The following is a 24,116-nucleotide window of genomic DNA, read 5'->3' on the forward strand; positions in this document are numbered from 1 at the left end:
AGGCCAACCGCTTTTTTGAATTCTGGAGGACTAGTCCATGACGGCATCGCACGAGCCGGTCGATCCCCGGCCCGAGACCGATCCCAACGCCCACCCGAAGGGCGACGCACCTGATTTTGTCGACGCGCCGGCCGATGCGGCCGAAGACCCGATCGCGCTGTTACAAGCGCAGTTGGATGCCGCGTTGGCTGAAGTGGCCGAGCAGAAGGAAGCCGTGTTGCGCGCCCGCGCCGATACGGAAAACGTCCGCCGTCGGGCCCAGGAAGACGTGTCCAAGGCCCACAAATTCGGCATCGAATCGTTCGCCGAGAGCATGGTGCCCGTCAAGGACAGTCTCGAAGCCGCGCTGGCACAGGCCGATCAAACCTTGGATACGCTGCGCGAAGGCGTCGAAGTCACCCTCAAGCAGGTGTCCTCGGCCTTTGAACGCAACCGCCTGACGGAAGTGCAGCCGGCCCAGGGCGACAAGTTCGATCCGCACAAGCACCAGGCGATTTCGTCGGTGCCGGGCGATCAGCCGGCCAACACCATCGTTCAGACCCTGCAGAAAGGCTACATGATCTCGGATCGCGTGCTGCGGCCCGCGTTGGTGATCGTGTCGGCCGGCAAGGCATAAGGCGAGCGCCATGGCCGATCCCACCGCTTTCGACCCGACCGCGGTCTTCGAGGCCTTCGCGATGAGCGAAACCGCCGATGTCCGGTTCGACGAGCAAGTGGTGCGTGCGCCGGGCGACGATCTGCGGTGTGTGTTTTTGTGGGGACACGATTGCTACAACTGCAATCTGTTCAAGCAATCGGCCATGCACTATCGCGCCCAGCTCACTGCGCTCGGGCTCACCTGGTTTCAGGCCGACGTGTACAGCGATACGGCACTGAGCCGCCGGTTTTCCTTGCACGGCGTGCCGGCCTTCTATTTTTTCCGTTCGGGCAAGCGCCTGGGACGGATTACGGGCTGGCCGGGCCTGCCGCAGTTCACCCAGGCAGTGCAGAAACTGCAGGCCGATGCGCAAAAAGACGCTTCGGCGTCTTGAAAAGCCCTACTCCCAACCCCAATTAAATGGGGACTGAAGTTTTAAATCCTTTTCGCATAGTTTGAGATTCAAGGTAAAGCCATCATGAGCAAAATCATCGGTATCGACCTCGGCACCACCAACAGCTGCGTGGCGGTGCTTGACGGCGGCCAGGTCAAAATCATCGAAAACGCCGAAGGCACGCGCACCACGCCGTCCATCGTCGCGTACATGGAAGACGGCGAGGCCCTCGTCGGCGCACCGGCCAAGCGCCAGGCGGTCACGAACCCCCGCAATACGCTGTACGCGGTCAAGCGTTTGATCGGCCGCAAGTTTGAAGAGAAAGCCGTCCAGAAGGACATCGAATTGATGCCCTACGGCATCGTGCGCGCCGACAACGGCGACGCCTGGGTGGAAGTGCGCGGCAAGAAAATGGCGCCCCCTCAAGTGTCGGCCGACGTGCTGCGCAAGATGAAGAAGACCGCCGAAGACTTTCTCGGCCACGAAGTGACCGAAGCCGTCATCACGGTGCCCGCTTACTTCAACGACAGCCAGCGTCAAGCCACCAAGGACGCCGGCCGCATCGCAGGTTTGGAAGTCAAGCGCATCATCAACGAGCCCACGGCAGCCGCCCTGGCGTTCGGCATGGACAAGTCGGAAAAGGGCGATCGCAAGATTGCCGTGTATGACTTGGGTGGCGGCACGTTCGACGTGTCGATCATCGAAATCGCCGACGTCGATGGCGAAAAGCAATTCGAAGTGCTTTCCACGAACGGCGATACGTTCCTGGGCGGCGAAGATTTCGACCAACGCATCATCGATTACATCATCACCGAGTTCAAGAAAGAGCAAGGTGTAGATCTGTCCAAGGATGTGCTGGCACTGCAGCGTCTGAAGGAAGCGGCTGAAAAGGCCAAGATCGAACTGTCGTCGACGCAGCAGACCGAAATCAATCTGCCGTACGTCACGGCCGACGCGTCCGGTCCGAAGCACTTGAACCTGAAGATCACCCGCGCCAAGCTCGAGTCGCTGGTCGAGGATTTGATTGCCCGTACCATCGAACCTTGCCGCATCGCGATCAAGGACGCCGGTGTGAAGGTGTCGGATATCGACGACATCATCCTGGTCGGCGGCATGACGCGCATGCCTAAGGTGCAGGAAAAGGTCAAAGAGTTCTTCGGCAAGGATCCGCGCAAGGACGTGAACCCCGATGAAGCAGTTGCCGCCGGCGCTGCGATTCAAGGTTCGGTGCTTTCGGGCGACCGCAAGGACGTGCTGCTGCTGGACGTGACCCCGTTGTCCCTGGGTATCGAAACCCTGGGTGGCGTGATGACGAAGATGATCCAGAAGAACACGACCATCCCGACGCGCTTCTCGCAAGTGTTCTCGACGGCCGATGACAACCAGCCCGCGGTCACCATCAAGGTGTACCAGGGCGAGCGCGAAATCGCCGCCGGCAACAAGGGCCTGGGCGAATTCAACCTCGAAGGCATCCCGCCCTCGGCACGCGGCACGCCGCAGATCGAAGTGACCTTCGATATCGATGCCAACGGCATCCTGCACGTGTCGGCCAAGGACAAGGGCACCGGCAAGGAAAACAAGATCACGATCAAGGCGAACTCCGGTTTGTCCGAAGACGAGATCCAGCGCATGGTCAAGGACGCGGAGCAAAACGCGGAAGAAGATCATCGCTTGGCCGAATTGGCGCAAACGCGCAACCAGGCCGATGCGCTGGTGCACGCCACCCGCAAGTCGTTGACCGAATACGGCGACAAGCTGGAAGCGGGCGAGAAGGAAACGATCGAAGCTGCCATCAAGGACCTCGAAGACGTGTTGAAGGACGGCGATAAGCCGGCCATCGACGCCAAGGTCGAAGCCCTGTCGACGGCCTCGCAGAAGTTGGGCGAGAAGATGTACGCCGACATGCAAGCGCAGCAAGCGGCCGGCGGCCAACCTGAAGGTGCGCAGGCGCAACCGGCCGACGACAACGTCGTCGACGCCGACTTCAAGGAAGTCAAGCGCGACCAGTAATGGTCATGCTCTGACCCATGCGCACGCCCGGCCCGTTTTTGACGGTTGCCGGGCGCGCGCTTTTTAGCCCCTGTCAGCGTCTATGGCGCTGCGACACGACAGAGTGCCCCGATCGCGGGGCGGACGATTATGGCAAAACGTGATTATTACGAGGTGTTGGGCGTCGCCAAGAACGCCTCGAACGAAGACATCAAGAAGGCCTATCGCAAGCTGGCGATGAAATACCATCCGGACCGCAATCCGGACAACAAAGAGGCCGAGGAAAAATTCAAGGAAGCCAACGAGGCTTACGAAATCCTCACCAACGAGCAGAAGCGCGCCGCGTTCGACCGCTTCGGGCATGCCGGTGTGGACCCCAATGCCGGTGGCATGGGCGGCGCGGGCATGGGCGGCGGCTTTGCCGATGCTTTTGGCGACATCTTCGGCGAGATCTTCGGGGGGGCTGCAGGACAGGGCCGCCGCGGTGGCCCGCAGGTGTATCGCGGTTCCGATCTCAAGTACGCGCTGGACATCACGCTCGAGCAGGCGGCCAATGGTTTCGACACTGAGATTCGCGTGCCCAGCTGGGACAACTGCGAGGTGTGCCATGGCTCGGGTGCCAAGCCGGGCACCACGCCGAAAACCTGCCGCACGTGCGGTGGCGCCGGTACGGTACGCATGCAGCAAGGCTTTTTCAGCGTGCAGCAGACGTGTCCCACTTGCCATGGCAACGGCAAGGAGATCACCGATCCGTGCACGGCGTGCAGCGGTGAAGGCCGTGTGCGCAAGAACAAGACGTTGCAGGTCAAGATTCCGGCCGGCATCGACGACGGCATGCGCATCCGCTCGTCCGGCAACGGCGAACCGGGTGTGAACGGCGGTCCGTCAGGCGACCTGTATGTGGAAGTGCACATTCAGCCGCACAAGATCTTCCAGCGCGACGGCGACGATCTGCATTGCGAGCTGACGATTCCGTTTACCACGGCAGCATTGGGTGGCGATCTGCAAGTGCCCACGCTCACCGGCAAGGCCGAGATCACGATTCCCGACGGCACGCAGTCGGGCAAGGTGTTTCGTCTGCGCGGCAAGGGTATCCGCGGCGTGCGCGGCAACTATCCCGGCGATCTGTACTGCCATGTGGCGGTGGAAACGCCGGTCAAGCTCAGCGAAGAACAGAAGGTCATCCTGCGTCAGTTCGAGGCCTCGCTCAACGACGGTGGCGATCGCCACTCGCCGCAGAGCAAGTCCTGGACGGACCGCGTGAAGGAATTCTTCAGTTGACCTTCGGCTGGCCGGCCGGTGCAGGCTTTTCGGCCTGCGCGGGCTTGGCCGCTTGGGCGCGTGTGAAATCACCCGCATAAACGCTGCTGAAGTCTTCAGGCTTCAAATGCGACCGCAACGCCGCGTTGATCTTCTCCGGAGTCAACGCGGCGATTTTTTCGTCCATCTCGGCCGACCAGGCAAACGTGCGTTGCTGCACGCGATAGCCCTGCCAGGCGGACACGAGCACGTCGTCTTGCGAGCGGGCCAGACGGCGATAGCTCAGCAACGAGGCGATGCCGTCCTTCACTTCTTCGGCGGTGAATCCTTCCTTGACGGCGCGCGCCAGCTCTTCATTCACGGCACGTTGCAGACGTTCGCGGTTCTCAGGCGCGTAGATCGCATAGATCGTCCAGTTGGCGTCCGGCTCGAACGACGACACGGAGAGGTCGCTGCGCACGGTATAGGACAAGCCTTCTTTTTCGCGTACCCGGTTCCATAAGCGCGACGTTTCAGACGCGCCCAGCAGATAGTTGGCCACGTACAGGGCGGCATAGTCGGGATCCGTATCCTGCAGCTTCATCGGCACGCGCGACAGGAAGAAGGCATTGGCCTTGTCCGGCGTGTTGACGTCGAAGGCCTTCGGTACAACGGCGTTGTAGGGGCTCGGGATGCGCGTATAGGTCGGGGCACGTTTCCAGTCGGCCAGGCCGGCCTTCAACGTGGTCTGGATCGCCTCGGGGTCGAACGCGCCTACGGCCGTGAAGTACACCGACCCGGTACCCACGAACTGGTCGTGGAAGGCCTGCAGCGCTTCGCGATTCACGGCGCGTACATTCTCGAGCGACTCCTCGAAACTCGGCATGTAGCGCACATCGTCCTTAGGATACGGATTGGCGTAACGGCCCAGCGCCCGCGCGGCCACCGAGCGCGGCTCGGTCATGCTTTGCTGGATGCTGCTGGCCATCTGGCGCTGATACTCGTCGATCTGATCCTGTGGGAAGTTGGCCTGACGAATGATGTCCAGTACCAAAGCCGTCAACTCGGACAGATGCTCGCGCGTGGTGGTCATCGACACCTGCAGATTGCCGGCCATACCGCCGATCGACACCTCGGCTTGCAACTGATCGAAGCGATCCTGGATCTGTTGGCGGGTAAGGGTAGGCGTGCCGCGCTCGAGCAGATCGGCCATCGCCATGGCGGTCGTGCGCTTGCCGCGGAACTGATCGAGTTCACCGGACTGCACCAGCAGGCGGGCCTGCACGATGTTGCCGCGCGTGGGCTTGGGCAGCAGGCTCAAGTACACCGGGCCGTTGGGCAGGTCGAGCTGGGTGCGGCGCGTCTGGCGATCGATGTTGTCCGGTGTGGGATCGAAGGCATCCACGGCCACGAAGCCGGGGTCACCCTTGTAGTCCTTCAGCAGCGCGTCGATATCGACTGCTGTGGTTGCCGGCGCGCGGGGCGGCTTGACCGTCGGGATATAGCGGCCCGAGGTGCGGTTGCTTTGCAGGAGATAGTGATTGGCGGCGTTTTGCACGTCTTCGAGCTTGGCATCGCGGCCGCGATCGCGATGCAGGAAGAACAGGCGCCAGTCGCCCGCAGCCACCGACTCCGACAATGCCGCACCAACCTGCTCGGGATCGCTATAAATACGCTGCCAACTCGTCATGAACTTGCTGCGGGCGCGCTCGAGCTCTTCATTCGTAAACGGCTTGGCCGACAGATTTTCCAGCGTTGTCGTCAGCGTATTGAGTGCGCGGTCGGCATCCATGCCAGGCTCGAGCTGCGCGGCGAACAGTGTCATGCCGGGGTCGAACTGCGTCATCGTGTAGCCGAACACGCTGGCGGCTTCCTTCGTGGGCACCATGGCGTGATACAGGCGGCCGGACGGCGTATCGCCCAGAATCGTATTGGCCAGATCGAACGGTACGAAGGCGGGATCGGCGGCCGACGGGATGTGGTACATCGCTGCGACGATCGGCACGCCGCCCGCGCGGCGCAGCGTCACACTGCGCTCGCCATCCTGCACGGGCTCGACGGTATAGAGCCGGGGAAGCGTGCGCTCGGGACGCGGAATCTTGCCGAAGGCCTGTGCCACGGTCTTGAGCGTGGCTGCGGGGTCGAATTTCCCGGTCACGATCAATACGGCATTATCAGGCTGGTAATACAGCCGATAAAACGCCTGCAGGCGCCCGATGTCGACGTTCTCCACATCCGAGCGTGCGCCAATCGTGCTCTTGCCGTAGTTGTGCCACTCGTAGGCCGACGCTTCCATGCGCTGCATCAGCACGCGGAAAGGATTGTTCTCGCCGCTTTCCATCTCATTGCGGACCACGGTCATTTCAGAGTCCAGGTCTTCGCGCGCAATCAGCGAATTGACCATGGCATCGGCTTGCCAACCGAGGTACCACTCCAGATTTTCGCTATTGGCGGCAAAGCTGGCGTAGTAATTGGTGCGATCGCTGGAGGTTGAGCCGTTGGCCTGCAGGCCGCGGCGCGACATTTCGCCCAGCGCATTGCGGGTCGTGGCCGTGCCCTTGAAAAGCAGGTGCTCCAGCAAGTGCGCCATGCCCGTTTCGCCATAGTTCTCGTGCCGCGAGCCGACCAGGTAGGTCATGTTGACCGTCGTGGTGGGCTTGGAGGCGTCGGGTGCGAACAGTATCCGCAAGCCGTTTTCGAGCCGGTATTCGGTCACGCCTTCGACCGCGGGGCCTTGCGTGATACCGGTTGGCACTTCCGCCGCAATGACGGAACCTCCTAGAAACGTGGCAACGAAGGCCGCCGATAAACGGCGCACCAGCACGGCAAAGGACAGTGGCATGAATCGAATTCCGAGAGAACGTATGTGCTTGGAGTGTATACGGCGACTTCCGTTCGCTTTATTCATGTGGCGAAGCGTGAAAAGATTCCCGCTCAGACTCTTTATTTTGTTGCGCTATATGCCGAAATATTTCCTTAGCCCGGTGGCTGAATTGTCTCGATACGGTTACAGCTAGCCGAACCGCCCGGGATTGAGTAGCCTGAATTGGCATTCAGCGCCGGTCTTTCTAGCAGGTGCGCCGCCGCTCTAGGGCATCCAGGCGCAGTCCAAAATTCCTGCTGTTGGCATACACCGTCTTCCGACGCTGCTCGCGCTCTATGCGGTGGCATCGTGCCGCCGCGTCAACCCGGAGAGCCCCATGCTGACTGAAATCGTCACGCGTGCTTTATCCCAATTGACAGGCCGTTCACTGCAATCGTCCAACCTGAAAGGGCATTTTCGCTATGCCTATGCCAGCGATGATGGCAAGTACGTCGCGCTGGTGTTGCACGATCGCAAAACCTATGTGGTCGATGTGGCCGATGGCCGGTTTTGCGCAGAAGGTGCCGTAACACCCTGCGGTTTCAAAGGACATGTGCTGGAAGTGGAAGGCGATTTGCCGGGCCGCTTGACGCATGCTCCTTACGTCGAGCATTTCGAACTCGATCTCGATCAGGACGCGTTGAACTGGCGGCATTGCCCGCAGCAGCGCGAAGCCGCCTGACGACCGGGGAGCCGCGCCGATCGCCGGCGCGAGGCTCCCATTTCTATTTTGCGAGGTGCCGCATCGCTTGTTCAAGCCCGGCAACCGTGACCGGAAACATCCGGTCGTGCATGATTTCGCGCATCAATGCAATCGATTGACGATACTGCCAGGATGCAGCCGATTCTGGATTCAGCCACACCGATTTCGGCCATTGTTCCAGCAACCGCTGCATCCAGGTCGCGCCGGGTTCTTTGTTGTAATGCTCGACCGAGCCTCCCGGCTGCATGATTTCATAAGGGCTCATCGTGGCGTCACCCACAATGATCAGCCGCCAGTCCGCGTTGTACTTGCGCAGCACATCCCACGTGTCAGCCCGTTCGCTTTGACGGCGGCTATTGCTTTGCCACAGCGACTCATAGGGACAGTTGTGGAAGTAATACACCTCGAGATGCCGAAATTCGCTGCGCGCCGCCGAAAACAGCTCTTCGATACGGGCAATGTGGTCGTCCATGCTGCCGCCCACGTCCAGCAGCATCAGTACTTTCACGGTGTTGCGGCGTTCGGGCACCATCTGAAGGTCGAGGTATCCGGCATTGCGCGCGGTGCCTGCAATCGTGCCGTCCAGATCCAGCTCCATCTCGGCGCCTTGCCGGGCAAAGCGCCGCAAACGGCGTAACGCGACCTTGAAGTTGCGCGTACCCAGCTCGAGCTGATCGTCGTAGTCGCGAAAGGTGCGCATGTCCCACACCTTGACTGCGCTGCGATTGCCCGACGACTGCCCGCCGATGCGGATGCCTTCGGGGTGGTAGCCGCCATTGCCGAAGGGCGACGTGCCACCGGTGCCGATCCATTTGTTGCCGCCTTCGTGGCGGCCTTTCTGGTCTTCCAGCCGTTGCTTCAAACGTTCCATCAGCTCGTCCCAACCGAGCTTCTCGGCGGCCGCTTTCTGCTCGTCGCTGAGTTCGCGTTGCAACTGCTTGATCAGCCAGTCGAGCGGAATGTCCTTGGCCGGCGGCAGTTTGGCTTCCAGGCCTTTGTAGAACGATCCGAATGCCGCATCGAAGCGGTCGTAGTAGCTCTCGTCCTTGACCAAGGCGATGCGCGACAAATAATAGAAGTCGTCGAGCGACGGCCCCATCACACCGTGCCGCAACGCGTCGAGCAGCGATAGATACTCTCTGACGGAGACCGGCAGGCGGTGGGCACGCAGATGGAAAAAGAAGTCAACGAGCATGGGTGGCCCTGATTGAGAACTTAACGGCGCTGACCGGTGCGGGTCATGGCCGCCAGGCGTTCGAGCAAATGCAGATCCTGCTCGTTCTTGAGCAACGCGCCGGCAAGCTTGGGCAGAGCGTCTTTCGAGGCCTGGGCCAGGTCTTCAGCGCTGACGTCCTCGGCCAGGAGCAGACGCAGCCAGTCGATGAGTTCGGAGGTCGACGGCTTCTTCTTGAGTCCGGGCGCCTCGCGCAGGCCGAAGAACGTGTCCAGCGCGGCGCGCATCACGTCTTGCTTCAGATCCGGGAAATGCACGCCCACGATGTCGCGCATCGTGTCGCGGTCGGGGAAGCGGATGTAGTGGAAGAAACAGCGACGCAGGAAGGCGTCCGGCAGGTCTTTTTCATTGTTCGACGTGATGATCACCAGCGGACGATTGACGGCCTTGATGGTCTCCCGGGTCTCGTAGACATGAAATTCCATGCGATCGAGCTCGCGCAGCAGATCGTTGGGGAATTCGATATCGGCCTTATCGATTTCATCGATCAGCAGCACCACGGGCTCGTCGGCCTGAAAGGCTTCCCAGAGCACGCCCCGGATGATGTAGTTGCGGATATCCCGCACCTTTTCGTCGCCCAGTTGCGAGTCGCGCAGCCGCGACACCGCATCGTATTCGTACAGCCCCTGGTGGGCTTTGGTGGTGGACTTGATGTGCCATTGCAGCAGCGGCCGATCCAGTGCCGCAGCGACCTCTTCGGCCAGCATCGTTTTACCGGTGCCGGGTTCGCCCTTGATCAACAACGGGCGTTGCAGCGTCAATGCCGCATTGACGGCAAGCTTGAGATCGTCGGTGGCAACGTAGCGCTCGCTGCCTTCGAAGCGGGCGGCGGTCGTGGACGGGGGATTCAGCGGCATGGGGGCAAGCTCGTGTGAGAATGTCGCACGGTGCGCGACGGCGGGCGGAATGTGCGGACAATTATCGTACAATCCGAGGTGTTTTGCGGCCGGGTGCACGCCCGGAAACGACTACAGCCATAATAAGAGACATCTTCATGAAGTTGCGAAACCCTATGATGCGCATGGTGTCATCGATAACTTTGGCCGGATCCTGTTTGATCGCGGGCCAGACGTTCGCCGCCGATGCGCCCCCGGTCGGCAATGTTCAAGCGGCCCGCGACAAGATCTCCATGTGTATCGGCTGCCATGGGATTCCCGGCTACAAGGCAACGTTTCCCGAGCTGTACCACGTCCCGATGATCGCCGGTCAGAACGCGAAGTACATCGAAGCCGCACTCAACGAATACAAAAAGGGATCGCGCTCGCATCCGACCATGGACGCCATCGCCGGCAGCCTGTCCGACCAGGACATTGCCGATCTGGCCGCCTACTACGCCGATCTCAAATAAACCGGGGGCACACATGAAACGCTACACCGTTGCCCTCGCGGGCGCCGTACTGGCCATGGCCGGTTTGTCGGCCCAGGCCGCCGATCTCAACGCCGGCAAGGCGATCTTCGAGAAACTGAACTGTGCCTCGTGCCATGGCGCCGATGCGCGCACCTCGGTCGATCCGTCGTATCCGATCTTAGCCGGTCAACATGCCGATTATCTGGCGCATGCGCTGAAAGCCTACCAGCGCGGCGCATCGGGCGCACCGGCCACGGCCAATGCGCGCAAGAACCCCATCATGGGCGCCTTCGCCACGCAGTTGTCCGCCGAAGACATCGCCAACGTATCGGCGTGGCTGGCCGCGCAACCGGGGCCGCTCGGCGTACGCCGCTGACCTCACACCGATGACCTCACCGCTGCGGACCGGGTCATCGGCCCCAGCGTGTACGCGCGACAATCCACATTGGATTATGAAGTTCTCCTCATAAGCCCATGCGGATTTTGCAGTCTAGTCGCACGGAACGATCATCGGTAAATTCGCTCTCACAGGTTCAGCTGTTCGTCAGCAGCCCGGAGCCGCGCATCATGCGCCGTTCGATCGGGTGATCAGAGAGGAGTACCGATGCGTTCAAAGCGGGCTAGCGCCACCAGTCATTACGAGATTCCGTCGCAATACTTTGCCGGCAATCCAAATAGTCGCGCCTGGGTGCCGTCGGTGTCGGCTGACGATGAGGCGGACGTCATGGTGACGCCTCGCCCTGCGGCGATGAGCCAGTCGTCGCGGATGCAGGGTGCCAGCCGCTACGCGGCGGCGGGCCGCGCCACGTTGTCCGAGCCGATGTGCTGAATGCTGCGGATTCTGTATGGCGTCGCGCCGGCGGACGCGGCAGAACATGACAGCGGCGGCCGGAACCGCCTTTTCTGATCAACGACCGGCGCGTTGCCGGATCAGATCGATGTAGGTGTCGCTATCCAGCGGCGTTCCCAGGCGCTGCGCTTCCCACACCACCTGGCCCAGACACTCCATGATTTCATGCGCGGCCTCGTGCGCGTTGGTCTTGCCGACCAACTGCTGGTACGCGGCGCGGATGCCGGGCGGATGATCGATCGACAGTTGCTCGGCGATCGCCAGGTGCATCGACATGTGCAGGAAAGGGTTGGTGCGGCCCTTCTCGACCGAATACTCGGCCGTCATCGCTTCGGGATGTTCGAGGTCGCCGTGATACTCGGGATGCTCGATCATCCAGTCAAGCGCAATGGCTTCCAGCGGGGTCAGCACCTCATGCGCGCGGTGCTTGCGCCAGGTGCCGGTGAAGAACTCGCGAACCTGGTCGCGGGAGGGATTGAACATAACGATCGATGCATACGGATGGAATGGGATCATTTTACGCCTGCGTCCAGGCCGGCGCGCGGAAGCAGGCACGATGCGGGATAGAATCGCAGGCAGCATCGCATCACTCGAATACCTGGAGCCGCCGAGCATCATGTCCTACCAACATATCCAAGTGCCTGAAAGCGGCGAAAAGATCACGCTCAACGCCGACTTTTCGCTCAACGTGCCGGATCACGTCGTCATTCCCTTTATCGAAGGCGATGGGACCGGGGCGGACATCACTCCCGTCATGAAAACGGTTGTCGACGCTGCGGTGGCCAAGGCCTATGGTGACGACCGCCGCATCCACTGGATGGAAGTCTTCGCTGGCGAGAAGGCCACGCAGATCTACGGGCCCGACGTATGGTTGCCGGCCGAAACGCTTGATGCCGTGCGTGAGTATGTGGTCTCGATCAAGGGCCCGCTCGGCACGCCCGCGGGGGGCGCGATCCGGTCGCTCAACGTGGCGTTGCGCCAGCAACTCGATCTCTATGCCTGCTTGCGGCCGGCGCGTTATTTCAAGGGCGTGCCGTCGCCGCTGCGCCAGCCTGAGAAAACCGACATGGTGGTTTTCCGTGAGAACTCGGAAGATATCTATGCCGGCATCGAGTTCATGGCCGAAAGCGAGCAGGCGCGTCAGTTGGTCGAGTTTCTGCAGAATACGCTGGGTGCCAGCAAGATTCGTTTTCCCGACACCTCTTCGATCGGCATCAAGCCGGTATCGCGCGAAGGCACCGAGCGGCTGGTGCGCAAGGCGGTGCAGTACGCCCTGTCCAACGATCGCTCGTCGATCACGCTCGTGCACAAGGGCAATATCATGAAATTCACGGAGGGCGGCTTCCGTGACTGGGGCTACGAACTGCTGCAGAAAGAGTTCGATGCGCAGGTGATCGATGGCGGTCCGTGGTGCAAGCTCAAGAACCCGCGCACAGGCCGCGACATTATCGTCAAGGATATGTTCGTGGATGCGTTTCTGCAGCAGAGTCTCGTGCGCCCGCGCGACTTCGACGTGATCGCCACAATGAATTTGAACGGCGACTACATTTCGGCGGCGCTTGCTGCGCAAGTGGGCGGTATCGGCATTTCGCCGGGTGCCAACCTGTCCGATACGGTGGCGATGTTCGAAGCCACGCACGGCACAGCACCGAAGTATGCCGGCAAGGACTACGTCAATCCGGGATCGGAGATCCTGTCGGCCGCCATGATGCTGCGTCATATCGGCTGGGTCGAAGCATCCGATCTGATTATCGCCAGCATGGAGAAATCGATCCTGTCCAAGAAAGTCACGTACGACTTCGCCCGGCTGCTCGAAGGCGCGGCGCAGGTGTCGTGCTCGGGTTTCGGCCAGGTCATGATCGACAACCTGTGATGCGCATGTCAATCCAATCTCGCCGAGGACGTTCATGAAGTTCAAGATGGCAGAGCATTCGGTGTTTGCCATACTGTTGCGCAAGCCCTGGTGGATCAGCGGTCTGATTGCGGTCGCCGTTACCGCAGTATCGGTGCTGGCGCTGCCGCCGGTGGTCAAGCCGGCCGGGTTTTTTGCGGCCATTCCATTCTTTGCCATTGCCGGCATATCGGCCTGGAAGCGGCGCCATCTGCCGTCGGCGGCCAAGGTCGAAGCGGTCACGACCACCGTGTCCGCCATGCCCTGGAGCACGTTTGCCCAGGCCCTGCAGGCGGGCTTCGAGCGCGACGGCAGTACCGTCAAACGTTTGGATGGGGCACGGGCCGATTTTGAATTGACCCGCGCCGGTCACACGGCGGTGGTGAGCGCCCGGCGCTGGAAGGCGGCGCGTACCGGCGTCGAACCGTTGCGCGCGCTGCTGGCCGAGACGCGCTCGCGCGGCGCCAACGAAAGCATTTACGTCAGCGTGAACGAGATCAGCGATACCGCACGCACGTTCGCGCGCGACAACCGCATCAGCGTGATTGCGGCAGCCGAAATTGCACGTTTGATGCCCGAACTGAAGTAGCGCCCGGGCCGCGACCAAGCGGCGCGCGGCGTGGTTTTTGCGCGGCGTCTGCCGTATGCTGTGAGCAGGCTCTGTGGATGGACTCATGACGTTCAAAGACTATTACGCTGCGCTCGGTCTGGATAGCTCGGCCGATCAAGACGCCATCAAGAAGGCTTACCGCAAGCTCGCGCGTAAGTACCACCCGGATGTGAGCAAAGAAGACGACGCCGAGTCGCGCTTCAAGGAAGTCAACGAGGCCTACCACGCGCTCAACGATCCGGAGATGCGGGCGGCTTACGACGATCGCGTTCGCCGTGAGCGCGAGGCCCCGCAAGGGTACGGACCGCAGCCGGGCGGGCCGCAGGGGTACGAGTTCAGTGGCCGCGACTTCGGTGGTCGCGATTTCGGCGGCGGGCAGGGCTTCGGCGCTGGCGAACCGGGCGACTACAGCGATTTCTTCGAATCGATCTTCGGTCATCAGGATCGCGCCGGTGCCGGGCAGGGGCGTCGGCGTGCGGCCAGCCTGGACCACCATGCGAAGATCGAGATCGATCTCGAGGATGCCTATCTGGGTGCCACGCGTACCGTTTCCCTCTCGATGCCGGTGGTCGACGCACAGGGTCGCGTAACCATGACGGCGCGGCAGCTCGAAATCACCATTCCCAAGGGCGTACGCGAAGGCCAGCACCTGCGCCTGGCCGGCCAGGGCAGCCGCGACCCCGACACGCAGCAAGCCGGCGATCTTTATCTCGAAATCGCCTATCGCGTGCATCCGCAGTTTCGTGTGGATGGACGTGACGTGTACGTCGATCTGCCGCTGGCGCCCTGGGAGGCCGCACTTGGCGCAAGCGTGGAAGCCGCCACACCCGAAGGCCGGGTGGAGCTTACGATTCCGCCGGGGTCACGTAGCGGCCGCAAGCTGCGCTTGAAGGCCCGCGGCCTTCCGGGCAAGACAGCGGGTGATTTGTACGTGGTGCTGAACATCGTGGCGCCATCGGCCGTGACGCCTGATCAGAAGGCCGCTTATGAGGCACTGGCGCGGGCCTATCCCGCATACGATGCGCGCAGCGCTACGGAGGCCAAGCGATGAGCACACCTGCAAATCTTCGGGCGATCGACACCGTTATTGTCGAAGAACACGTGCATTTCACACTCGATGAATTATGCCGCGCCTGCCGCGTCGAGCATGATCGCGTGGTGGTGTTGGTGCATGAAGGGGTGCTCGAACCTGCCGGAGGCGATCAACGCGAATGGCGGTTCGATGGTGCGTCGCTTGGTCGCGCCCGCCTGGCGTTGCGGCTGATTCGCGACCTCGAGCTCGATGTCAACGGCGTGGCGTTGGTGCTGGATCTGCTCGAGGAAAATGCCCACCTGCGCGCGCAGCTGCGGCAGATAGGCGGGCGCTGAGCCGATCGTGGGCACCGCATCCTCCACCCAGGGTCGATCGTGAAAACCTCGCTCGACGAATATCTGGCCTTTCGCACGGTGGTCGACAGCGGCTCCATTACGGCGGCCGCCGCGCAACTGGGTCAAACCGTTTCCGGGGTGAGCCGCGCGCTCACGCGGCTGGAAGAAAAGCTGGGCACCACGTTGCTCAATCGCACCACCCGGCGGCTGACGCTTACTGAGGAAGGGCACTCGGTGCTGGGACACGCGCGCGCCATCCTCGCGGCGGTGGACGAAGCGGAGGAACAGGTTGCCGTGCGGCGGCTGCGCCCAGCGGGGCGATTGCGCGTCAATGCCGCCGCGCCCTTCATGCTGCACGCGGTGGTGCCTGAGATCGCTGCGTTTCATGCGCGGTATCCCGAGATCGAACTCGAGCTCAATACGAACGATCTGGTGATCGATCTGCTCGAGGAAGACACCGATGTGGCGATCCGCATCGGGACGTTGCGCGACTCGACGCTGCGGGCGCGCGCTTTGGGCGCGAGTGTGCTGAGGGTGCTCGCCAGCCCCGACTATCTCAAGGCGGCGGGCCGCCCCAGGGAGCTCGACGATCTGGCGGCGCATCGGCTGCTGGGCTTCAACCAGCCCGATTCGTTGAATCAGTGGCCGTTGCGGGGCCCGCATGGCGACCGGTTGCGCATCGTGCCGTCGCTGCGCGCGTCCAGCGGTGAAACCCTGCGTCAGCTTGCGCTCTCGGGTGCGGGCATCGTGTGCCTGTCGGATTTCATGACGCAGGCCGATCGTCGCGACGGTCGCCTGGTGCAGGTGCTGCCGCGCGATACGGTCGAGGTGCTGCAACCGATACACGCGGTGTACTACCGCAATACCCAACTTTCGCCGCGCATTGCCTGCTTTCTGGACTTTCTGAGCGAGCGGCTGGCGGCTCAGGCGTGGATCGTCGGGCTGAGATAGGGCAAGGTGGCGTGCGCACTCTGAATGCGGTTCCGTAGCTGGCCGAAAGGTGACGCCGGAGCATCGCCAGATCACGAAGGCGCGCTGTCGCGGCTTCTTGGCTGATGGGGTTGTGGCTGATGACTTGGTGGATTGGTGGCTTACGGCTTGGTGGCTTACGCCTTTGTGGCTGAGGGCTTCGCGGCCAAGGGCTTAGCGACCGACGGCGTCGCCGCCGAGGCATTCGCGGCTGCGAAGCGCCATCCGTGACGCGCCACATAGGAATCCAGCGTCGCCGCGTCGTAACGTGCCATGGCCAGCGCGACATGCCCATCGGGCCGAACCAGATACGCGGCATGCTCGCTCAACCCGGCGTGTTCGGCCGGCGTGCGCCACGCGACGATTCGCAGGGGGAGGGCATCGTCGCGGGCGCGCGTCACGAGCGCAGGATCGGGCGTGCCGCAGGCCACCCACTGCCAACCGAGATGGTCGAATGCGGCGGCGATCGCCGGGTCGCCCGGCACCCACGGCAAACGGTCGCCGCCCGCGGTGCGGCCCGCACGCCCAGTACTGATGTCGCTGCGACGGTACGCGATGCGGATCTGCGACACGGTTCTGAACAACGTTCGGCGCGCGCCGGCGAAGTCGGCGACGAGGGGCAACACGGTGGGCACCACGCCCCGGCGCATGAGGCGGCTGAACCAACCGCCACCCGCCATCGCGCGAAAGGCGCGGTCGGTGGTGGCCACCAATTGGCGAGCGAAACCAATGCGCTCGGTCTCGTAGGTGTCCAGCAGCGCGACGGGGGCGTAGCCCTGCAGCACTGCGGCCAGCTTCCAAGACAGATTGATGGCATCGCCAATACCCGTGTTCATGCCCTGGCCACCGGCGGGGCTGTGGATGTGGCCAGCGTCGCCCGCCAGGAAACACCGCCCGCGACCGAACCGGTCGGCCACCCGGTGATGCACGCGATAGCGTGAAAACCAGTTGACGTGCGCCACCTCGATCCCGGCGAGTGTCTCGACGTCGCCGCGAATATCGTCGAAGGTGATGTCTTCGCGCTGGGTAAAACGTTCTGGAATCAATCCGATCAAGCGCTGTACGCCGCGGCTGCGTACCGGCAGCACCAGGGCGAGCGCCCGTTCGCCCAGATTGATGTGCAGATCGCGATCGAAGCCGTCTGCTAATTGCACATCGGCGACGTAAAAAACCTGCGCATAAGTGTCGCCCGGAAAGGCGATGCCAAGCGCCTGCCGAACCGTGCTGTGTGCGCCGTCGCAGCCGCATACGTAACTGGCCTCGATAACGGTCTCACCCGCGGTCGTCTGCACGGTTGCGGACGCACCGTGCTCGTCTTGTGCAAGGGCGGTGAGCGCGGTGTTCCATTGCACCGCGATCCCGCGGGTGGCCAATTGCGCGACGAGATAGCGTTCGTGATCGTCTTGTGCAAAGGCAAGAATGTAGGGGTAGGGGCTCAAGTCGCCGCCGGCATCGTGCAAATCGATTCGTTCGATGGCCTTGTCGCCGCTTCGAAAGTGCACGTGCTCGACGGGGATGCCATGGGCAGCCACATCGTCGCCCAAACCCATCTGTCGGTAGAACTCAAGGGTGCGGGCTTGCACGATCATGGCGCGGGAGGCCAGGCCAGGGCCGCTGCGGCGGTCTATCAGCGTGAGCGGCACGCCGTGTGCGGCAAGGCGCAAGGCAAGCACCAGGCCGGTGGGGCCGGCGCCGACGATCAGTACCGGACTTGGGGGAGTGCGCATCGGTAGCTCCTGTAGGCAGCTCGAATCGGACATTCGAACCCTTCATTGCGGCAATCGGGACGTGATTTTGCTGTGTCGCACCAACAACAATTAATGTGACAACTATGTAATCATAGATTTCTGGTGTTTCGACATAAGTATTTGATACTGAAAAGAACTGTCCCGGATTAGATGCTCGTTATGTAGCAAATTGAAATCATATTATTTATATGCTTTCAAAACCGCTTGCCCCACGCCTATCTTCGTATCACGAACTTTATTTCGTACCCCAAGGGGTCACATGCGGAGAGTGCTATGCAGATGAAAAAAAGCGTGCTGTTGGGTGCGATGATCGCCGGATTTGCTGGCGCGGCTTCGGCTGAGACACAAGTTACCCTCTATGGCTTGATCGATGAAGGGCTGATTTATCAAAGCAACAAGACGGGCGATCGTGATGTCAGCCGAGGCGATATCGGCGGCGGCAGCCAATCGCGCTTTGGCATTCAGGAAGGCCAGCAAAGCGGCTCGCGTTGGGGTCTGCGCGGCACGGAAGATCTGGGCGGCGGCACGATGGCTACCTTTGTGCTTGAAAGCGGCTTCACCGCCAACGATGGCCGCAACGCACAAAACCGCCTTTTCGGCCGCCAGTCGACCGTCGGTTTGACGGGTGACTTCGGTACGTTCGACATGGGCCGTCAGACCAATCTGGCGTCGCGCTATTTCGAAGGCGTCGATCCTTTTGCGCTCGACTTCTTCCAGGCCAATATGGGCTCCGCGTTCAGTGCCGCGAATACCGTCCGCTACGACAACACCCTGATGTACCAGACGCCGACGTATGGCGGCCTCACATTCGGCGGCGGGTATTCGTTCAATTACGACGCCGATCTGGGCGGCAACTTCCGCACCAACGAAAACAACCGTGCGATCACCGCCGGTGCGATGTATTTGTCGGGTCCGCTGCAGGTCTCCCTATCCTATGACCAGCAGAACCTGACGCCGTCGCAGCCCAAGCCGAAGTCGGCCATCATCGGTGCGGCGTACAACTTTGAAGTCGTCAAGCTCGGCTTGGCCTACGGCTACACCAAGGACGGCGTATTGAGCGGCCAGTTTCTCGGTCGTGGATCGGGCGCGCCGAGCGAAAACGGCATTGGCCTGACCAATGGCGCCTTCTCATGGGACGGCCTGCGCATCAACTCGTACCTCGTCGGTTTGACGGCACCGATCGGCGCCGTGTCCAGCGTATTCGGATCGTGGCAGCGTGCCGACCCCAACAAGGGCCTGGAAAAGACGGATATCTATAGCTTGGGCTTCAAATACGATTTGTCCAAGCGCACCGATCTGTACGCGTATGGTTCGTATGCCGACGGCTACGGTTTCGTCGATGGCAACAAGGTCACCACGGTCGGCGCCGGCGTGCGCCACCGCTTCTAAGCGAGCACTAGGGAGCGCCCTTACCAGAGTCGGGGCGATCTTTTACTTTGACCACCCTTCGGGGTGGTCTTTTTTATGCCCCGGAGTGGGGCGCAAATTTCAACGAGTTCGTTCCATCGATGCTCGCGGGGTCCTGGATTGCCGATTTTGTTGTTATTGCACTATATTAGTGCAGGAAATATCTAAATGAATGCGCCGAATTAGGGCATTCCCCTAGTGCCCGACTCCCGTAATTGGTGCAGAATACGTTTCATGCAGGTGAGGAGACAAAGCCCTGCATGGGCAAATAGAACCGGCGGCACCGGTATATAAGAAAGATAGGCAGTACCGATAACAACAAAAATGCGCGACGGCTGGCACCAGGCAGTGCCAGCCGTTGTCGCTTATAACGAGCCAATGTATTCTGGCATGACTCGCGAGAAGCGCACCAGTTTGTCATCGCCTTCGCACATGCCCCCGTCGCACCTCCCCCCCGATCGTCACAGGCTTAACATCGAGCGCGCAACACGCACGTCTTCGGTCGTCGACGCCAAAGCGGCACCGCTCCGTTCTGCACGATTCTGGTGCATCAACGGAATCGTGATCGCCGTGCTGCTGTCGATCTGGGCCGTGGTCTCGCTGTTGGCGCCATTTTTCGCGCGCGATGTGACGTTCAACTTTCTTGGCTGGCCCTTTTCGTTCTGGATGACCGCTTATGGTGCGCCGCTGACCTTTCTGGTGATCGTGGCCGTCTACGCTGCGGTCATGAACCGCGTCGACGCCAGCGATGCCGCCGGCGATGAGCGGCCCTGATGCCGGTGCATCCTCACGAGCCTGATCGGTTGCCGCAGCGCGTGCTCGTGGGCTACATCAGTTTCGCAGCGGCTTTCATTGGGTTGATCGGCGGGCTGACCTGGCTTGAAATGCGCGGCATGCCGCGCCAATGGATCGGCTACGTCTTTCTGGCGGTCACGGTAAGCCTTTACGCAGGAATCGGCATCTTGTGCCGAACCTCCGATCCTGCCGAATACTATGTGGCCGGCCGGCGGGTGCCGGCGGTGTACAACGGCATGGCGACTGCCGCTGACTGGATGTCGGTGGCGTCGTTCATCGGCATTGCGGGCACCCTGTATGTGTCCGGCTATGGCGGCCTGGCCTATATCGTCGGCTGGACGGGCGGCTACGTTCTGGTGGCGCTGCTGTTGGCGCCCTACCTGCGCAAGTTCGGCCAGTACACCATCCCCGATTTCCTGGGTGCGCGTTATGGCGGCCGCGGGCCGCGACTCATGGGCGTGCTGTGCGCGGTGCTGTGTTCGTTCACCTACCTGGTGGCGCAAATCTATGGCGTCGGCATCATCACCTCGCGGATGACCGGCATTTCGTTCGAACTCGGCATTTTCATCGCGCTGGGCGGCATGCTCGTGTGTTCGTTCCTGGGCGGCATGCGCGCGGTCACCTGGACGCAGGTCGGGCAGTACATCATCATGGTCATTGCGTATACCGTGCCGGTGGTGCTGTTGACCGTCAAGCACACCGGCCAGCCTGTGCCGCAGGCGCGCGTGGGCGCCGTGCTGGAACAGGTGGTGCAGAAGGAAGCCTATCTGCTCAACGATCCGGCCGAGCAGCAGGTGCGGGCCGTGTGGTTGGCGCGCGCCGACGACATGACGCGCCGCCTGGATGCGCTGCCGGCGTCTTTCACCCACGAAAAAGAAGCCCTGCGCACGCGGCTGGCCGACCTGAATGCCGCGCAGGCGCCGCTCGTCGAAGTGCGCCTGGTCGAGCGTGAGCTGGCCACCTATCCCGTCGACGTTGCGGCCGCCCGCGATGCGTGGACGCGCGAACGCGACCGCTGCCTGGCGCGCGCCGAGCCGGTCGTGCCGGCCGGCCAGCCCTATCCCGCGGCCGATCCGCAGCAGCGCGATGCCATGCGGATCAATTTCCTGGCCTTGGTGGTGTGCCTGATGATGGGTACCGCCGGCATGCCGCACATTCTGGCGCGTTCATACACCAGTGTGTCGGTGGCGGGCGCGCGGCGATCGGTGGGATGGGCGCTCTTTTTCATTTTGCTGCTGTATCTGTGTGCCCCCGCGCTGGCGATTCTGGTGAAGCATGAGATCTACACTCAATTGATCGGCTTGCAATTCATCTCGTTGCCGGATTGGGTGGACGCCTGGAGCGCACTCGATCCGCAGCTTTTGCAAGTGACGGACATCAATCGCGACGGGATCGTGCAACTCGGCGAAATCGAGATGTCCGGCGACATCGTGGCGCTGGCGATGCCTGAGATCGGCGGGTTGCCGTTCGCGATTTCGGCGCTGGTCGCGGCCGGCGCGCTGGCTGCGGCCTTGTCGACGGCCGATGGGCTGCTGCTCACGCTGTCCAATGCGATGTCGCACGATTTCGGCTATCGCATCGCCTCGCCGCGGATGCCGATGGCACGTCGCATCATGTTGTCCAAAGGCTTGCTGTTGCTGGTGGCGTTCACGGCAGCATGGCTGGCGGCAGGCAAGCCGGGCGACATTCTCTTCATGGTGTCGGCCGCGTTCTCGTTTGCCGCATCCTCGTTTTTCCCTGCCTTGGTGATGGGTGTGTTTTGCAAGCGCATCAACGGCTGGGGCGCTATCGCCGGCATGATCAGCGGTTTGCTGGTCACGGCGAGCTATATGGTGTTTACGCATCCGGGCTTGCGCGAATGGGCGTTTTCGGTGCCCCAGTCCGATCCGGTGTCGTTGTGGTGGGGCATCCAGCCGATCGCGGCCGGCGTGTTCGGCGCGCCAGTGGCGTTTGCGGTGATGGTGGCCGTGTCGTGGCTCACGCCCAGGCCGGACGCCGGCACGCTGGCATTGGTCGATTATGTGCGCAGTGCCGGAGCCCGCATGCCGCGCGATATGGCGGGCGACGAGGGGTCAGTGACCGGCCGCTTTTGAAAACACATTGATCACGATCACGCCCGCCACGATCAAGGCCATGCCGATCAACGCGGCGGTATCCGGGATTTGTTTGAACAAAAAGATGCCCACGATCGTGATGGCAACGATGCCCACGCCCGACCAGATGGCATACGCCACGCCTACCGGCAGGGTGCGCAACGTAACGGCCAGAAAATAAAACGAGACGGCATAGCCCGCCACCGTCAGCGCACTGGCCGGCAGCCGCGAAAAGCCATCGGATGCCTTGAGGGCCGACGTGGCCACGATTTCGGCGGCGATGGCGATGCCCAGTGTGACCCAATGTGAAGCCATTGCGAATCAGTTCCTGGCGTTGAGCAAGATGAGCAACGCACCGGCGCCGCCTTCTTTTTCGGGGGTTTCGGTAAACGCCTGCACATCGGGCGTTTGAATCAACCACGCCCGAACTTTGTCTTTGAGCACCGGTTCGGTATCGCGCGAACCGTAGCCCTTGCCGTGCACGATCCGGGCACAGCGAATGTCATGGGCCATGCAGTCGCGAATGAAGCTGGCCAATGCCGTGCGGGCCTGATCCACCCGCATGCCGTGCAGATCGAGCTCGGCGCCGATGCGCCACTGGCCGCGTCGCAATTTGCGCGGCGTATCGGGGGCGGCCTCCACCCGCACGAATGCAGTGCCGCCTTCGCACAGCAAATGCGTCAAGTCGCCATCGGACAATCCCGCATCGACCTGGCCCGGCAGGGTGCCGCTGGCGGCCGCGCGCCGCGCTTTCATATCGTCGGCGTCGGCAGCCTTGTGGGGCGCCGGGGCATGCAGGATGCGGGCGTCGCGCGCCAGCGGTTGCACGTGGCTGACGGCGCGCTCGAACGCCTGCGCGTCGTCGGCATCGATCACGCCGGCCGCCAGTTGCGCGGCCCGTGCCTCGGCCGCCGCGCGTTCGGCGCGCCTGGCCGCGTCGGCCGCGTCGCGACGTTGCTTGGCTTCGATGTCCTGACGCAGGCGTTTGAGGTCGGCCAGGCCGACCTTACTCCCCCGCATTCTCCAACCACCGTTGTGCGTCCAGCGCGGCCATGCAGCCGGTGCCGGCGCTGGTGATCGCCTGACGGTAAATGTGATCCTGCACGTCGCCTGCGGCAAACACACCCGGCACCGACGTCATCGTCGCCAAGCCGTTCAGGCCGCTGCGCGTCACGATATAGCCGCCCGCGATCATGTCGAGCTTGCCTTCGAAGATGCCCGTATTGGGTTGGTGGCCGATGGCGATGAATGCACCAGTGACCGGCAGATCTTCGGTGGCCTGCGTATCGGTGTTGCGAATCCGCACACCCGTCACGCCGCTCTGGTCGCCCAGCACCTCGTCCAGCGTATTGAAGAGCTTCAAGCGCATGTTGCCGTTTTCGACCTTCGCCATCATCTTGTCGATCAGAATCGGCTCGGCGCGGAACTTGTCGCGGCGATGAATGACCGTCACCGTTTTGCAGATGTTGGATAAATACAGCGCTTCTTCGACGGCCGTGTTACCACCGCCCACCACCACCACATCCTGGTTGCGGTAGAAAAAGCCGTCGCACGTGGCGCAGCCCGAGACGCCGCGGCCCATGAAGGCCTCTTCGGACGGCAGGCCGAGGTATTTGGCCGAGGCGCCGGTCGCGATGATCAGCGCATCGCACGTGTACACATTGCCCGTATCGCCCGTCAACGTAAAAGGACGTTTGGAAACATCGACTTGCGCGATATGATCGAAGACGATGTCGGTATTGAAGCGCTCGGCGTGAGCCTGAAAACGCTGCATCAGTTCGGGCCCCTGGACGCCCATGGCGTCTGCGGGCCAGTTGTCCACCTCGGTGGTGGTCATCAATTGACCGCCCTGAGCCAAGCCTGTAACCAGCACAGGATTGAGATTGGCGCGCGCGGCATACACCGCTGCCGTGTAACCGGCAGGGCCGGAACCCAGGATCAAAACTTTCGCGTGTTTAGGCGTCGTCATAGTGCATCA

24 protein-coding genes are annotated in these 24,116 nt (G+C 62.0%); 16 read left to right on the top strand and 8 right to left on the bottom strand.

The features are described from left to right. The first annotated feature begins 37 nt into the window (after nt 1-37). The 4 genes from grpE to dnaJ all read left to right on the top strand — a co-directional run bounded on the left by grpE (nt 38) and on the right by dnaJ (nt 4,301). Nucleotides 38-616 (top strand): nucleotide exchange factor GrpE, encoded by a 579-nt coding sequence (gene grpE, locus EYW45_RS08370; protein ID WP_161134915.1) that lies wholly within the window; start codon nt 38-40, stop codon nt 614-616. 10 nt (nt 617-626) lie between these two features. After that, nucleotides 627-1,031, top strand: a complete 405-nt coding sequence (locus EYW45_RS08375) for a YbbN family protein (RefSeq protein WP_161134916.1) — start codon at nt 627-629, stop codon at nt 1,029-1,031. Between the two features lie 84 nt (nt 1,032-1,115). After that, a complete protein-coding gene (gene dnaK, locus EYW45_RS08380; protein WP_161134917.1) occupies nt 1,116-3,041 on the top strand; it encodes a molecular chaperone DnaK in 1,926 nt (641 codons plus the stop codon). 129 nt (nt 3,042-3,170) lie between these two features. Then, nucleotides 3,171-4,301, top strand: a complete 1,131-nt coding sequence (dnaJ, locus tag EYW45_RS08385; protein WP_161134918.1) for a molecular chaperone DnaJ — start codon at nt 3,171-3,173, stop codon at nt 4,299-4,301. Here dnaJ and EYW45_RS08390 read toward each other — a convergent pair. Then, a complete protein-coding gene (locus EYW45_RS08390) occupies nt 4,294-7,095 on the bottom strand; it encodes a M16 family metallopeptidase (RefSeq protein WP_161135395.1) in 2,802 nt (933 codons plus the stop codon). The genes dnaJ and EYW45_RS08390 overlap by 8 nt on opposite strands. A 364-nt stretch (nt 7,096-7,459) precedes the next feature. Here EYW45_RS08390 and EYW45_RS08395 point away from each other — a divergent pair, with 364 nt between their 5' ends. Further along, nucleotides 7,460-7,804, top strand: a complete 345-nt coding sequence (locus EYW45_RS08395; protein ID WP_161134919.1) for a hypothetical protein — start codon at nt 7,460-7,462, stop codon at nt 7,802-7,804. A 43-nt stretch (nt 7,805-7,847) separates the two neighbouring features. Here EYW45_RS08395 and EYW45_RS08400 read toward each other — a convergent pair whose 3' ends face one another. After that, a complete protein-coding gene (locus tag EYW45_RS08400) occupies nt 7,848-9,020 on the bottom strand; it encodes a vWA domain-containing protein (RefSeq protein ID WP_161134920.1) in 1,173 nt (390 codons plus the stop codon). A 20-nt stretch (nt 9,021-9,040) separates the two neighbouring features. Beyond that, entirely contained in the window at nt 9,041-9,916 is an 876-nt protein-coding gene (locus EYW45_RS08405) for an AAA family ATPase (RefSeq protein ID WP_161134921.1), read from the bottom strand. 137 nt (nt 9,917-10,053) lie between these two features. On the opposite strand from EYW45_RS08405, the gene EYW45_RS08410 reads away from it, so the two are divergent. The 3 genes from EYW45_RS08410 to EYW45_RS08420 all read left to right on the top strand — a co-directional run bounded on the left by EYW45_RS08410 (nt 10,054) and on the right by EYW45_RS08420 (nt 11,236). Beyond that, complete coding sequence (locus EYW45_RS08410; protein ID WP_161134922.1) at nt 10,054-10,407, top strand: c-type cytochrome; 354 nt, start codon at nt 10,054-10,056, stop codon at nt 10,405-10,407. A 13-nt stretch (nt 10,408-10,420) separates the two neighbouring features. Next, nucleotides 10,421-10,783: a c-type cytochrome gene (locus EYW45_RS08415; protein WP_161134923.1), complete on the top strand. Its 363-nt coding sequence runs from the start codon at nt 10,421-10,423 to the stop codon at nt 10,781-10,783. Nucleotides 10,784-11,011: 228 nt separating this feature from the next. Further along, the gene (locus EYW45_RS08420; protein WP_161134924.1) at nt 11,012-11,236 is read left to right on the top strand and encodes a hypothetical protein; all 225 of its coding nucleotides are present in this window, start codon (nt 11,012-11,014) and stop codon (nt 11,234-11,236) included. Nucleotides 11,237-11,314: 78 nt separating this feature from the next. On the opposite strand, the gene EYW45_RS08425 is transcribed toward EYW45_RS08420, so the two are convergent. After that, on the bottom strand, nt 11,315-11,740 hold the full coding sequence (locus tag EYW45_RS08425) for a DUF1841 family protein (protein ID WP_161134925.1): 426 nt from the start codon (nt 11,738-11,740) through the stop codon (nt 11,315-11,317). A 133-nt stretch (nt 11,741-11,873) separates the two neighbouring features. On the opposite strand from EYW45_RS08425, the gene icd reads away from it, so the two are divergent. The 5 genes from icd (at nt 11,874) to EYW45_RS08450 (ending at nt 16,077) form a co-directional block, all read left to right on the top strand. After that, entirely contained in the window at nt 11,874-13,130 is a 1,257-nt protein-coding gene (gene icd, locus EYW45_RS08430; RefSeq protein ID WP_161134926.1) for an NADP-dependent isocitrate dehydrogenase, read from the top strand. Nucleotides 13,131-13,164: 34 nt separating this feature from the next. Further along, a complete protein-coding gene (locus tag EYW45_RS08435; RefSeq protein ID WP_161134927.1) occupies nt 13,165-13,737 on the top strand; it encodes a restriction endonuclease in 573 nt (190 codons plus the stop codon). An 85-nt stretch (nt 13,738-13,822) separates the two neighbouring features. Beyond that, on the top strand, nt 13,823-14,809 hold the full coding sequence (locus EYW45_RS08440; RefSeq protein ID WP_161134928.1) for a DnaJ C-terminal domain-containing protein: 987 nt from the start codon (nt 13,823-13,825) through the stop codon (nt 14,807-14,809). Further along, on the top strand, nt 14,806-15,126 hold the full coding sequence (locus EYW45_RS08445; RefSeq protein WP_161134929.1) for a chaperone modulator CbpM: 321 nt from the start codon (nt 14,806-14,808) through the stop codon (nt 15,124-15,126). Before EYW45_RS08440 ends, EYW45_RS08445 begins: the two co-directional genes overlap by 4 nt. 39 nt (nt 15,127-15,165) lie before the next feature. Beyond that, on the top strand, nt 15,166-16,077 hold the full coding sequence (locus tag EYW45_RS08450) for a LysR substrate-binding domain-containing protein (RefSeq protein ID WP_161134930.1): 912 nt from the start codon (nt 15,166-15,168) through the stop codon (nt 16,075-16,077). Between the two features lie 155 nt (nt 16,078-16,232). Here EYW45_RS08450 and EYW45_RS08455 read toward each other — a convergent pair whose 3' ends face one another. Then, nucleotides 16,233-17,822, bottom strand: a complete 1,590-nt coding sequence (locus EYW45_RS08455; protein ID WP_161134931.1) for an FAD-dependent monooxygenase — start codon at nt 17,820-17,822, stop codon at nt 16,233-16,235. Between the two features lie 300 nt (nt 17,823-18,122). On the opposite strand from EYW45_RS08455, the gene EYW45_RS08460 reads away from it, so the two are divergent. The 3 genes from EYW45_RS08460 to EYW45_RS08470 all read left to right on the top strand — a co-directional run bounded on the left by EYW45_RS08460 (nt 18,123) and on the right by EYW45_RS08470 (nt 22,138). Continuing rightward, on the top strand, nt 18,123-19,232 hold the full coding sequence (locus tag EYW45_RS08460; RefSeq protein ID WP_161135396.1) for a porin: 1,110 nt from the start codon (nt 18,123-18,125) through the stop codon (nt 19,230-19,232). 342 nt (nt 19,233-19,574) lie between these two features. Then, entirely contained in the window at nt 19,575-20,024 is a 450-nt protein-coding gene (locus tag EYW45_RS08465) for a DUF4212 domain-containing protein (protein ID WP_235938968.1), read from the top strand. After that, nucleotides 20,024-22,138, top strand: coding sequence for a sodium:solute symporter family protein (locus tag EYW45_RS08470; RefSeq protein ID WP_161134932.1), 2,115 nt, complete (start codon nt 20,024-20,026; stop codon nt 22,136-22,138). Before EYW45_RS08465 ends, EYW45_RS08470 begins: the two co-directional genes overlap by 1 nt. Here the strand turns inward: EYW45_RS08470 and EYW45_RS08475 are convergent. Genes EYW45_RS08475 through trxB form a run of 3 tightly spaced genes read right to left on the bottom strand, consistent with a single transcriptional unit; the run spans nt 22,118 to nt 24,107 of the window. Further along, complete coding sequence (locus EYW45_RS08475) at nt 22,118-22,453, bottom strand: DMT family transporter (protein ID WP_161134933.1); 336 nt, start codon at nt 22,451-22,453, stop codon at nt 22,118-22,120. The two genes, EYW45_RS08470 and EYW45_RS08475, sit on opposite strands and share 21 nt — an antisense overlap. A gap of 6 nt (nt 22,454-22,459) precedes the next feature. Continuing rightward, nucleotides 22,460-23,158: a Smr/MutS family protein gene (locus EYW45_RS08480; protein WP_161134934.1), complete on the bottom strand. Its 699-nt coding sequence runs from the start codon at nt 23,156-23,158 to the stop codon at nt 22,460-22,462. Continuing rightward, complete coding sequence (gene trxB, locus EYW45_RS08485; protein ID WP_161134935.1) at nt 23,145-24,107, bottom strand: thioredoxin-disulfide reductase; 963 nt, start codon at nt 24,105-24,107, stop codon at nt 23,145-23,147. Before trxB ends, EYW45_RS08480 begins: the two co-directional genes overlap by 14 nt. Nucleotides 24,108-24,116 lie beyond the last annotated feature (9 nt).

Source organism: Schauerella aestuarii, from assembly GCF_009866805.1.
Classification (GTDB): Bacteria; Pseudomonadota; Gammaproteobacteria; order Burkholderiales; family Burkholderiaceae_B; genus Schauerella; species Schauerella aestuarii.

Bases quoted from the DNA above. Each gene is read 5' to 3' on its own strand.
- grpE (WP_161134915.1), top strand. From the start codon at position 38: ATGACGGCATCGCACGAGCCGGTCGATCCCCGGCCCGAGACCGATCCC.
- EYW45_RS08375 (WP_161134916.1), top strand. From the start codon at position 627: ATGGCCGATCCCACCGCTTTCGACCCGACCGCGGTCTTCGAGGCCTTC.
- dnaK (WP_161134917.1), top strand. From the start codon at position 1,116: ATGAGCAAAATCATCGGTATCGACCTCGGCACCACCAACAGCTGCGTG.
- dnaJ (WP_161134918.1), top strand. From the start codon at position 3,171: ATGGCAAAACGTGATTATTACGAGGTGTTGGGCGTCGCCAAGAACGCC.
- EYW45_RS08395 (WP_161134919.1), top strand. From the start codon at position 7,460: ATGCTGACTGAAATCGTCACGCGTGCTTTATCCCAATTGACAGGCCGT.
- EYW45_RS08400 (WP_161134920.1), bottom strand. From the start codon at position 9,020: ATGCTCGTTGACTTCTTTTTCCATCTGCGTGCCCACCGCCTGCCGGTC.
- EYW45_RS08405 (WP_161134921.1), bottom strand. From the start codon at position 9,916: ATGCCGCTGAATCCCCCGTCCACGACCGCCGCCCGCTTCGAAGGCAGC.
- EYW45_RS08410 (WP_161134922.1), top strand. From the start codon at position 10,054: ATGAAGTTGCGAAACCCTATGATGCGCATGGTGTCATCGATAACTTTG.
- EYW45_RS08415 (WP_161134923.1), top strand. From the start codon at position 10,421: ATGAAACGCTACACCGTTGCCCTCGCGGGCGCCGTACTGGCCATGGCC.
- EYW45_RS08420 (WP_161134924.1), top strand. From the start codon at position 11,012: ATGCGTTCAAAGCGGGCTAGCGCCACCAGTCATTACGAGATTCCGTCG.
- EYW45_RS08425 (WP_161134925.1), bottom strand. From the start codon at position 11,740: ATGTTCAATCCCTCCCGCGACCAGGTTCGCGAGTTCTTCACCGGCACC.
- icd (WP_161134926.1), top strand. From the start codon at position 11,874: ATGTCCTACCAACATATCCAAGTGCCTGAAAGCGGCGAAAAGATCACG.
- EYW45_RS08435 (WP_161134927.1), top strand. From the start codon at position 13,165: ATGAAGTTCAAGATGGCAGAGCATTCGGTGTTTGCCATACTGTTGCGC.
- EYW45_RS08440 (WP_161134928.1), top strand. From the start codon at position 13,823: ATGACGTTCAAAGACTATTACGCTGCGCTCGGTCTGGATAGCTCGGCC.
- EYW45_RS08445 (WP_161134929.1), top strand. From the start codon at position 14,806: ATGAGCACACCTGCAAATCTTCGGGCGATCGACACCGTTATTGTCGAA.
- EYW45_RS08455 (WP_161134931.1), bottom strand. From the start codon at position 17,822: ATGCGCACTCCCCCAAGTCCGGTACTGATCGTCGGCGCCGGCCCCACC.
- EYW45_RS08460 (WP_161135396.1), top strand. From the start codon at position 18,123: ATGAAAAAAAGCGTGCTGTTGGGTGCGATGATCGCCGGATTTGCTGGC.
- EYW45_RS08465 (WP_235938968.1), top strand. From the start codon at position 19,575: ATGCGCGACGGCTGGCACCAGGCAGTGCCAGCCGTTGTCGCTTATAAC.
- EYW45_RS08470 (WP_161134932.1), top strand. From the start codon at position 20,024: ATGCCGGTGCATCCTCACGAGCCTGATCGGTTGCCGCAGCGCGTGCTC.
- EYW45_RS08475 (WP_161134933.1), bottom strand. From the start codon at position 22,453: ATGGCTTCACATTGGGTCACACTGGGCATCGCCATCGCCGCCGAAATC.
- EYW45_RS08480 (WP_161134934.1), bottom strand. From the start codon at position 23,158: ATGCGGGGGAGTAAGGTCGGCCTGGCCGACCTCAAACGCCTGCGTCAG.
- trxB (WP_161134935.1), bottom strand. From the start codon at position 24,107: ATGACGACGCCTAAACACGCGAAAGTTTTGATCCTGGGTTCCGGCCCT.